Raw genomic sequence first — 8965 nt, forward strand, 5'->3', positions numbered from 1 at the left:
AGTCGAGCAATTCTCGACGCGAGCGCGGTACGTCGCTTGTACTGGTGCGCACTGCAAGCTGCGACGGCCCCTGCCGAGCCGCCCGCGCAGGCGACGGCACCGCCAACGGCTCCTGCGCATCGTGCAAAGGGGCAGCACCGCCCCAATCGATTCGCGTCAATCGGGAAACTGGGATGTCTGGCATGTCGTCGTTCGGGTGGAGCAGGAAAGGCTTGGCACGGAGCGTCTGCACTCCTCGTGTGTGGCATGCGTGTCGGGGCTTGAGCCGTCGGAGAGTCCGAGTGCGCGGCTCAATACAGATCGCTGCGCTCCACGGCACTGCCGGCGTCGAATAGGACACCGTAGGCTGCCAGCGCGTGCGCCCAGAAGAAGAGCGCCGCGTTCGGGTACATCTGGCGAATGGGTGCGATCCGACCTGGGCGACTTCCTCCAGGGTAGCGAGCCCTTCGGCGACTCGATGGCTTGCCTCCAGCGCGTGATCTCCGATGGCACGGGGTCGTCCGCGATACCGTCCCCTTCGCCAAGGAAAGCCCACGGCGCTTCGCGAAACCCCACAGTGCCTTCCGTCCCGCCCAAAGGCCGATCACGCAAAACGTCCGGGTCGTAAGACCTGCTGCAAGCCGGATCGAAAAAGAGGATGCGAATCATGGGCAACGACGGTGCTTAGGACATGGCCCAAAACGGGAAATTCTTTTGGGCCATGTCCTTAGCGTAAGAAAGGCGTTTTCTTGCTGCCTTTGCCGCGCGAGGTGGCGGCCAGCGAAATGTCGGGCGACCGTGGGCGCGAGGTGTGTGGCGGACACCTCATGCCCGCTCGTCGAAGGCACAACAGTGGGGTCGCCGTTGCGGGCGGAAAACGGCGTAAGGCGAGAAATCATCGTTGGGACGCGCGTTCAGGAGGAAAGGGCGGCAAGCGGTCGAGCCGGCTCATCCGAGCCTAAAGCGGATCCCCTCGCAGCCTGTCTGGAACGCGAAGTGAACGTTGTCGGCACGAAATTTTGTCGCGACGACGCACCGAAATCCCGTACTTGAATTTCTTCCAGGTTGCGCAGGCTCAACGGGTAGGCCCGCGTACCAGCGCACGCACACCAGCATCACATCCGGCGGATAGTGCAGGCGCTTGAGCACCTTGCGAAACGTCGACGTTTCAACTTGGGATGGGCAGCGGGACCCATCATCGATTCGCGCCGAAACCGTCAATGCGACAGAGCCAGTTCGGTGGCGCTGCAGCGTGGCCCCCTTTCATTCTGGTTCTCTGTTCTCGAGTCCGTTGATTGGGTACATGGTTTGCTGAATGAAGCCATACCAATGACCACTTCGAATGACTGCCGTGCGCATCACATACGTGACAGAAACTTATCCGCCCGAGTTGAACGGCGTGTCCTTGACCGTCGAGCGCGCTGTGCGGCATTTGCGTGCCCGCGGCCACGAGGTCGACCTCATCCGGCCGCGACAGGCTGCGGAAACGGCTGTCGTTTCCACCGACGAGTTGCTCACCATGGGTTGCCCGATTCCGGTGTACCCGGATATGCGCATCGGCCTTGCCTCGGCGGCCACGCTGCGCCGGCGATTCGAACGCACCCGGCCCGAGATCGTGCACGCCGCGACGGAGGGGCCGCTGGGGTGGGCGGCGCTGCGTGCGGCCCGGGCCCTGAAGGTGCCGTTCACATCGGACTTCCGAACCAACTTTCACGAATACAGCCGCTACTACGGTTTGGGCTGGTTCTCGCCCGTGGTGTATGACTACCTGCGCCGCTTTCACAACCACGGGCAGCGCACTTTCGTTCCTAGCGACGCCACTCGAATTCAGTTGAGTCGCAACGGCTTCGCGCGGGTCGACGTCGTCGGTCGTGGTGTCGACACCGTGCTCTTCAGGCCTGAAAAGCGCTCGCCGGCTCTGCGCAAATTGCTGGGCGTGCGAGACGGACCGATGCTGCTCTACGTCGGCCGGCTTGCGGCCGAAAAGAACGTGTCGCTGGCCTTGTGCGCCTTCGAATCGGTGCGCCTGCTCATGCCTGAGGCAACCATGGTGTTGGTAGGCGAGGGGCCCTTGCGGCGCCGGCTGGAAGAGGAATTTCCTGCGGCACTTTTCGTCGGAGCCTTGCGTGGAGAGGAGCTTGCGCGCTACTACGCATCGGCTGACCTCTTTCTTTTTCCGAGTACGTCGGAGACCTTCGGCAACGTGACGCTCGAGGCGCTGGCCTCAGGCCTGCCTGTGATCGCCTTCGACACCGCTGCGGCAGCCGATCACGTAGACGATTGCGGCAATGGTCTCTTGGCGCCGGTCGGCGAAGAGGAGGCCTTCATCGCGGCGGCGTGCAACCTCGCGTTGCAGCACCGTCACCTGGGTGCCGTGCGCGCGCAAGCACGGCGTGCGGCACTTGAGGCCAACTGGTCGGACGTGCTGAGCCGCTTCGAATTCCTGCTGGCAGAAACGGCGATGTTGCATTCGCCCCATGCCATGAGCGGGGCCACCGTTGCTGCTTGAAGAACGGCGTCGCCTTCGCCAGGAGCGGTTGCGCCACTGGGCGGTGCGTGAACGTGCGATCGCCGTGTGGATGCACGGTGCGGCGGGCATTCCTTCGGTGGTGCTGTTTCTCATCGGGATCAGTTGGCTGGGCGACGGTGTCATCTGGTACGCGCTCGTCGGCGCGCTGCCTGTCATCGGCGGCGTGATGGGCAAGAAGGTCGCGCTCTACATGATCGCGCTGGGTGCCGTGAACCTGGTCTTCTACAAGGCGCTCAAGCAACACGTCGCGCGGCAGCGGCCTTACGTGAATTGCCCCGACATCAAGGCCTGCGCAAGATCGCTGGACGAGTACTCTTTCCCGAGCGGACACACCATGCACGCCGTGGCGTTCAGCATGCTGCTGTCGCACTTCTATCCGGCCTTCGCCCCGGAGTTGTGGAGCTTCACCGCGCTCATTGCGCTGTCACGTGTGGTGCTCGGTTTGCATTACCCGACTGACGTCGCCATCGGTGCGGCGATCGCTGTCGTGACGGCGAAGTTCTTCCTCGTGATCTTCTGAGCCCAGATCGATGTCGACGCCGTTGCCGAGCGAATCCCAGTCGGTTTCGATGCGGAACTGCTCGGCCACTGCTGCAAGCGTTGCCGGTGTCCGGTCGGCCAGGTGCTTTTCGAGCACATGCTGCCATGACCGGCGAACTGTTGCATGCTCCGCGTCGCGCGGGTGCAGTTCCAGCCTCACGAGCGGATTCGACTTGAGCGTTGCCGCCACTGCCGCGTTCCAGCCGACCGAGGCCTGCCTGCGCCACGAGCTCGAGGTGCTGTAGACGATGCTCTGGCTCGTGAGGCCGCGGCGCTCAGGCAGCAGCACCAAGCGGCGGATCGTGCAGGTGTAGCGCAGGTTTGCCCAGCGCAAGGCTTCCCAGGTGCCTTCGCTCATCAGCCACGCCGGCGCGACGAAGCCGTGCAGCGTCAGGCCCTCCTTTTTGAACCAGTGCACGCCGGCGGTGATGCGTTGCGTCGCCTCGGTCAGCGACAGGTCGCAGAACTCGCCTTCACCGCGCGTGTAGTGCCGTCGGCGCAACCTGTCGACGAAGTTGCGGGGCACGCCGTCGTCCACGTGCGTGTAGCCATGCAGCGCCACTTCGTCGCCGTCCAGGCTGCGCGCGCGCAGCCACGAACCAAAGGTGGCCGAACTCGGCTCGCAGTGGTAGCGCGGCACGGCAAGCAAGGTGATGGGAACGTCGGCCACTTCGCGTATCGCCTGAATGGTTCGCATGCACGCCGGCAGAGTGGCGCTTGCCACGTCATGCAGCACGACACACAGCGAACGTCTCATTGGGACAGGCTCGCCGGGCGCGAATGCGGAAGCGCCGAATCAGGAAAAGCGTCGCGATCTCGGGGGCCGTTATGCAGCAGTTGCCGGTAATGCGTCAGCAGGATCGGTAGAAGCTGGTTCCAGTCGTAGGCCTCGGCACGTTCGCGGGCTCGGCGCGACGCGCCATTGCGGTCGTGCATGAAGAGGTTGGAGATCGCATCGACATAACTCTGTGGCAGATCGTCTTGCACCGCAGCACCCACATTGTCGTCAACCAGCTCGGCCAAGCCTTCGGCGGCGCGTGCGACCACGGGTGTGCCACAGGCCATGGCTTCGAGCACCGCCAAGCCGAAGGTCTCCTGGTCGCCGGCATGCACGAACACGTCCGCGCTTGCGAGCATGCGGGCCAGTGCCATCGGGTCGGACTCGTAGGGGCGCACCAGCACCCGGTCGCCGCTGGGCGGCATCGGGCCTGTGCCGATGGCGAGCAAGACATATGGGGCGCCGAGTTTGCGAACGGCCTCGACGAGCACGTCCAGATGCTTCTCAGAGGCGAAGCGTCCGGCATAGACCAACAGGCGTGTCGCGGGGGACAAGCCGAGCTGGTTGCGCCACATCGCGCTCGATCGGGCGGGATGGAAAACTTGCGTGTCGACACCCAAGGGTTGGCACGCCACGCGGTCGAGGCCGCAGTCGAGAAGACGCAGCCGCATTACTTCGCTGGGTGCAAGCACGAGATCGAAATGGCTATACAGACGGCGCACGTAGCGCCTTGCTGTCCGCATCGCGACACGGGCGAGCCGCGGACCGGCCAGGGTGGCTGCGAGCAGCTCAAGGTTGGAGTGGCAAAACGCCACCGCTGGAATGTGCCGTGCGTGCGCTGCATCGAGCGAGGCCCAGGCCAGCCGATATGGGTCGCCGGCTTCGATGAGGTCGGGCTGCAGCGATTCAAGCGTCTGCGCGAGTGCACGTCGCCGAATCGGCAGCCTGTAGCCGCCGCCGGAGCCTGGCAGCGACACCGATGGCAGGGCGGCCATGCCTGGCTGGTCGACCACCGGCGCCGCGATCGTGTGTTGCCACGCGGTGTGCCGCGCCAGCCACGCATGCTTGGCTAGCAGATAGCGACGCACGCCCCCCCCGGTGGCGCTCCAGAACATGGTGGCGTCGACGAGATGGGGGCCGCCTGCGGGCGAAAGAGGAGGCGTCATTCCGGCGGTGGGGCAATCGACGTACCCGTGGGAAGCGGGTGCCGAGCCGCACGGGCACGTTATCTGCCCGCATCCTCCGGGACGTGGGCCACTTCGCGGCCACGATCTTGTTCACGAAAGGAACCCATCATGTCCAACGACGACATTGTCGACACCCTGAATGACCTCATCGAGACCTGCAAGGATGGCGAATATGGCTTCAACGCCTGCGCCAAGCACACGACATCCGCCGAACTGCGGACACTCTTCCTGCAGCGGGCGGCAGAGTGCAAGACGGCGGCGTCTGAACTGCAACCCTATGTCATTCAGTACGGCGGCAAGCCCGACCAAGGCGGAAGCACGAGCGGCGCGTTGCACCGCGGCTGGGTGGCGGTTCGGGGTTCGCTGGTCGGTTTCTCCGACCAGGCGATGCTCGACGAATGCGAGCGTGGCGAAGACGCAGCGTTGGCCCGATATCGCAAGGCCCTGAAGCAGGATCTGCCGGAGGTCTTGATGGCGCTGGTGCAGCGCCAGGAACTCGGTGTGCAGCGCAACCACGATCAGATCAAGGCCTTGCGCGACCGCGCGAGAGCCAGCACCTGATCTGTAGAAGCTTCAGCAGCCTTTACTTGTCTGCTTTCTTTTTCTGGTTGACAGCCCCAGGAGGACTGAGAATGAACTCGACCCCTCATCGCATGAGCTTGACGATGATTGCCATGGCCGCGGTGCTCGCGCTATCGGCTTGCGACCGCGGTGGCGACGGCAGCATGCGGACAGACACCGCAGGGAAGACCGCGTCTACTGCACCTTCGCCTTCGCCCTCGACCACCGACACGACCTCACCGCCGGTCGCGTCCACGGTGCCCTCACCCGGAACGACTGCCGCCGACAACTCCCCGAGCATGTCCGGTGCGGCCACTACCAGCGGCACAGGATCGGCCATGTCGAGCGCGCCGCTCGCGCCAGCGGATATGCAGTTCGTGACCAATGCGGCCCAAGGCGGGCAGTTCGAGGTCGAAGTCGCCAAGCTCGCCGCCGACAAGGCGAGCAGTCCGGAAGTGAAGTCGTATGCGCAGATGCTCGTCGCCGACCACAGCGCAGCCAACGACAAGTTGCGGCAGATCGCCAGCAGCCATAACGTGGCACTGGCGGCATCGCTGCCTGCCGACAAGAAGAAGGAAATCGACTTGCTCGCGAATCTGTCAGGCCCGGAGTTCGACAAGCAGTTCGTGAAGATCGTTGGCATCAAGGACCACCACCGCGACATTGCCGACTTCGAGAAGGCGAGCAAGACGGCCCAGGCCGATGACGTGAAGAACTTCGCCGAGTCTTCGCTGCCAACCTTGAAGAAACACATGGCCGCCGCTGAGAAGCTGCCGACGAAGGGGTGAATGCCCAAGGTGGCACCGCCACGCGGACCACCTCGCCGCGCATGTCCGCCAAGTCGGCGGGGCATGCGCGGCGCGCGTCGATCTCAAAAGAAGGTTCTTCGCAGCAAGACGACTCGACGCCTGCGGGCCTCGTGTATGTGAGCGATGAGTTGCCCGGTATCCGACGTGTTCGACGCGGCGACAGCTTTTCGTACCGATTGCCGGATGGCAAGCCCCTGCGGGACAAGGCGCAACTCGATCGAATCCGCAAGCTTGCGATACCGCCGGCCTACACCGATGTGTGGATTTGCCCGAAACCCAACGGCCATTTGCAGGCCACTGGGCGCGATGCGCGTGGTCGCAAGCAGTACCGGTATCACTCCGAATGGCGGGTCGCGCGTGACGCAGACAAGTTCAGCCGCATGCTCCAGTTCGGCGCGGTGTTGCCGCGCATCCGACGACGCGTGCATCGCGACCTCGACCAGAGAGTGCGTGAACGACCAGCGCGCGAATCGGTGCTCGCGGCATTGGTGCGGCTGCTTGACACGACACTTGTGCGCGTCGGCAACGACGAATACGCACGCGCGAATGGATCGTTTGGACTCACCACCTTGCGCAACCGGCATGCGAACGTGCGGGGCACGACGCTGCAGTTGCGGTTCAAGGGCAAGCACGGCATCGCGCACGAGGTGTCAGTGGACGACCCTCGCGTGGCGCGGATCGTGCGACGCTGCCAGGCGATGCCGGGACAGGAGCTTTTCGAGTACGAGGACGAGGCGGGCCTTGTGCGCTGCATCGGGTCGAGCGACGTGAACGACTATTTGCGCAAGGCCAGCGGCGCGGACGTCACCGCCAAGGACTTTCGCACCTGGCACGGCACGGTCCATGCGCTGGAACTTGTGAAGGCGCCGTTGGCCGGTGGCGGGCTGCGCCGCAGTGCGAAGGAGATATTGGGCGAGGTGGCGGCGCGGCTGGGCAACACGGTGGCGGTGTGTCGCAAGGCCTATGTGCATCCGAGTGTGCTGGAGCTGGCGTCGAGGGAGTGGGAGGGGGATGATGAATCGGCGCCGCCACCACGTCGGCGTGCGGGCTTGTCGCATGCGGAAGCGGAACTGCTCGAGTTCTTGAAACCTCAGAGGCAGAGAGTATTTCGAGCGTGTCCGAGCAGCACGTCAAGAGGCACCTGATCCAGGCCCAAAGCGCAGCCATAGCTCGTTGCTATGGCGAGCGTTTGGAACGACGAGCAGGGGGCTTTTGGTGTGATGAGCGGGCATGACCGAAATACTCTCAGCATCTCAGTCGAGCGCATTCAAATGATGACGACTTAGGAGATCGACATGTCGAACACATCATCTTCACCTGACAAGTCGCGCGAGCCACGTCCCGGTGCGACACCTGCGAAGAAGGCTCCACCGAAGGCCCCGCTGAATCCTCCTGAAGAATCGGTCGCCGGCGAGGAGGATCCGGGCGCATCGCTCGACACATTGGCGGACGACTTGTCTCAGGCGCCTATGCCAGGCGGAAAGAAGCCTTGAGGGATGACCTCGGCCGGGCCTACGTGTGAAACCCCTCCTCGTGAGCAGGAACCGAGCGAACATTGTGCGCAAGGCCTCGAAGATATTGTTGTAGTCGCGCGTGAGAAGCTGACTGTCGGGGGAATCGAGACGGTGCTCGTCCTCAGCGGCTTCCGCTATGGCCCAAGCCGCCTCGCGAAAGCGGTCCAGCGCAGCTTGGCCCTCAGGAGTTCCCTCCTGTTCGCGAAATATGAGGATATCGGCCATGGCAGCCTCCAGGCGCGGAACATAGCTCCTGGCTCTTTCCTGTCTTTGCTGATCTTCTGGTCCACCCGAACTGCCCACTTGGTCCAAGAGCTCGTGCAGGTCACTGAGCGCCCAGATGCGCCGGCTCTGGTGAGTTTCCCGCGTTCTGGCAATTTCCTCGGGCGAGCGCCGGTCGAGGATTGGTGTCGGCCTGTTGTAGGGGGCGGCGTGAAATCTGCGCATTTGGGCGCGAATTGCCTCCTCGTCGAACTCCGGATCCTCCTGCCTCATGAGCCCCGTGTTGAGATGCAGGCTGCGCGCGTAGGCTGGGTTGGTCTCGCCGGTGTGCCGCTGCGGTGGCACATCGGTGCCTGAAAGCATGCTGATCTCCGCCAAGGTGAGCCCCGTGTTGCTATGCAGGCGGCGCGCGTAGTGTGCGTTGCTATCGCCGGCGAGTGGCGGCATTGCCAGCCGCGGTGCGACCGATGACTCTTCCGGTGCAGTGCTTCGATGCGGCAGATCCGGCACCGTGCGCACGGTACTGGAGCCAGCCGGTCGCTGCGTCGGGCTTTGGGGCGGACTGTTTTGTTCCGGGGAATGGGGGTTGGCGGATGCGCGTGAAGGCCTCATTTGGGAACTCCTGTTAGGGTGGCCCACCGCCTAGGGCCGATTGTTTGACCTTGGCCAAGAAGGCCCAGTGCACGCATGGTGCCATCGGCCGGCGTCGCTCAATAGGCGAAGGCGAAGCGCTGCACAGGCGAACGAAGGGGAGGGTTGGCCGGGATTCGCGATGTTTGCTCGCACGGCAATATCGCTTTAGCTGGCGTTTGACCTCGATGCCCTCGAGCATGAGCATGAGCATG

Annotated in this window: 10 protein-coding genes and 1 pseudogene; 6 read left to right on the plus strand and 5 right to left on the minus strand. The window is 63.9% G+C overall.

All coding sequences use genetic code 11. The features are described 5' to 3' along the window. Together AC30NL_RS04195 and AC30NL_RS04200 are read right to left on the minus strand one after the other, a co-directional pair. Window positions 1-184 (minus strand): hypothetical protein (locus AC30NL_RS04195; RefSeq protein ID WP_489462755.1); only part of this gene is annotated, 184 nt, incomplete at its 3' end. An 847-nt stretch (window positions 185-1031) separates the two neighbouring features. After that, a pseudogene (locus AC30NL_RS04200) lies at window positions 1032-1182 on the minus strand (IS6 family transposase); the annotation flags it as partial. 139 nt (window positions 1183-1321) lie between these two features. Between AC30NL_RS04200 and AC30NL_RS04205 the strand changes: the two are divergent. Both AC30NL_RS04205 and AC30NL_RS04210 read left to right on the plus strand, forming a co-directional pair. Then, window positions 1322-2488, plus strand: coding sequence for a glycosyltransferase family 4 protein (locus AC30NL_RS04205; protein ID WP_489462756.1), 1167 nt, complete (start codon window positions 1322-1324; stop codon window positions 2486-2488). Further along, window positions 2478-3029, plus strand: a complete 552-nt coding sequence (locus AC30NL_RS04210; protein ID WP_489462757.1) for a phosphatase PAP2 family protein — start codon at window positions 2478-2480, stop codon at window positions 3027-3029. The genes AC30NL_RS04205 and AC30NL_RS04210 overlap by 11 nt, the downstream gene beginning before the upstream one ends. Here the strand turns inward: AC30NL_RS04210 and AC30NL_RS04215 are convergent. Both AC30NL_RS04215 and AC30NL_RS04220 read right to left on the minus strand, forming a co-directional pair. Next, window positions 2934-3806, minus strand: coding sequence for a DUF2334 domain-containing protein (locus AC30NL_RS04215; RefSeq protein ID WP_489462758.1), 873 nt, complete (start codon window positions 3804-3806; stop codon window positions 2934-2936). The genes AC30NL_RS04210 and AC30NL_RS04215 overlap by 96 nt on opposite strands. Beyond that, window positions 3803-4993, minus strand: coding sequence for a glycosyltransferase (locus AC30NL_RS04220; RefSeq protein ID WP_489462759.1), 1191 nt, complete (start codon window positions 4991-4993; stop codon window positions 3803-3805). Before AC30NL_RS04220 ends, AC30NL_RS04215 begins: the two co-directional genes overlap by 4 nt. 129 nt (window positions 4994-5122) lie before the next feature. On the opposite strand from AC30NL_RS04220, the gene AC30NL_RS04225 reads away from it, so the two are divergent. Further along, window positions 5123-5575, plus strand: coding sequence for a ferritin-like domain-containing protein (locus tag AC30NL_RS04225; protein ID WP_489462760.1), 453 nt, complete (start codon window positions 5123-5125; stop codon window positions 5573-5575). Window positions 5576-5660: 85 nt separating this feature from the next. Here AC30NL_RS04225 and AC30NL_RS04230 read toward each other — a convergent pair whose 3' ends face one another. Next, a complete protein-coding gene (locus AC30NL_RS04230) occupies window positions 5661-5915 on the minus strand; it encodes a hypothetical protein (protein WP_489462761.1) in 255 nt (84 codons plus the stop codon). On the opposite strand from AC30NL_RS04230, the gene AC30NL_RS04235 reads away from it, so the two are divergent. The 3 genes from AC30NL_RS04235 (at window position 5914) to AC30NL_RS04245 (ending at window position 7877) form a co-directional block, all read left to right on the plus strand. Beyond that, window positions 5914-6363, plus strand: coding sequence for a DUF4142 domain-containing protein (locus AC30NL_RS04235; RefSeq protein WP_489462762.1), 450 nt, complete (start codon window positions 5914-5916; stop codon window positions 6361-6363). The genes AC30NL_RS04230 and AC30NL_RS04235 overlap by 2 nt on opposite strands. Before the next feature lie 41 nt (window positions 6364-6404). Next, window positions 6405-7529: a DNA topoisomerase IB gene (locus AC30NL_RS04240; protein ID WP_489462763.1), complete on the plus strand. Its 1125-nt coding sequence runs from the start codon at window positions 6405-6407 to the stop codon at window positions 7527-7529. 150 nt (window positions 7530-7679) lie between these two features. Next, on the plus strand, window positions 7680-7877 hold the full coding sequence (locus AC30NL_RS04245) for a hypothetical protein (protein ID WP_489462764.1): 198 nt from the start codon (window positions 7680-7682) through the stop codon (window positions 7875-7877). Window positions 7878-8965: the final 1088 nt, after the last annotated feature.

The organism is Rhizobacter sp. (genome assembly GCA_021153565.1).
Lineage (GTDB): Bacteria > Pseudomonadota > Gammaproteobacteria > Burkholderiales > Burkholderiaceae_C > Albitalea.

Excerpts from the sequence above, each read along its gene's own strand:
- AC30NL_RS04235 (WP_489462762.1), top strand. The coding sequence starts at position 5,914 with ATGTCGAGCGCGCCGCTCGCGCCAGCGGATATGCAGTTCGTGACCAAT.
- AC30NL_RS04240 (WP_489462763.1), top strand. The coding sequence starts at position 6,405 with ATGTCCGCCAAGTCGGCGGGGCATGCGCGGCGCGCGTCGATCTCAAAA.
- AC30NL_RS04245 (WP_489462764.1), top strand. The coding sequence starts at position 7,680 with ATGTCGAACACATCATCTTCACCTGACAAGTCGCGCGAGCCACGTCCC.
- AC30NL_RS04215 (WP_489462758.1), bottom strand. The coding sequence starts at position 3,806 with ATGAGACGTTCGCTGTGTGTCGTGCTGCATGACGTGGCAAGCGCCACT.
- AC30NL_RS04220 (WP_489462759.1), bottom strand. The coding sequence starts at position 4,993 with ATGACGCCTCCTCTTTCGCCCGCAGGCGGCCCCCATCTCGTCGACGCC.
- AC30NL_RS04205 (WP_489462756.1), top strand. The coding sequence starts at position 1,322 with ATGACTGCCGTGCGCATCACATACGTGACAGAAACTTATCCGCCCGAG.
- AC30NL_RS04225 (WP_489462760.1), top strand. The coding sequence starts at position 5,123 with ATGTCCAACGACGACATTGTCGACACCCTGAATGACCTCATCGAGACC.
- AC30NL_RS04230 (WP_489462761.1), bottom strand. The coding sequence starts at position 5,915 with ATGGCCGATCCTGTGCCGCTGGTAGTGGCCGCACCGGACATGCTCGGG.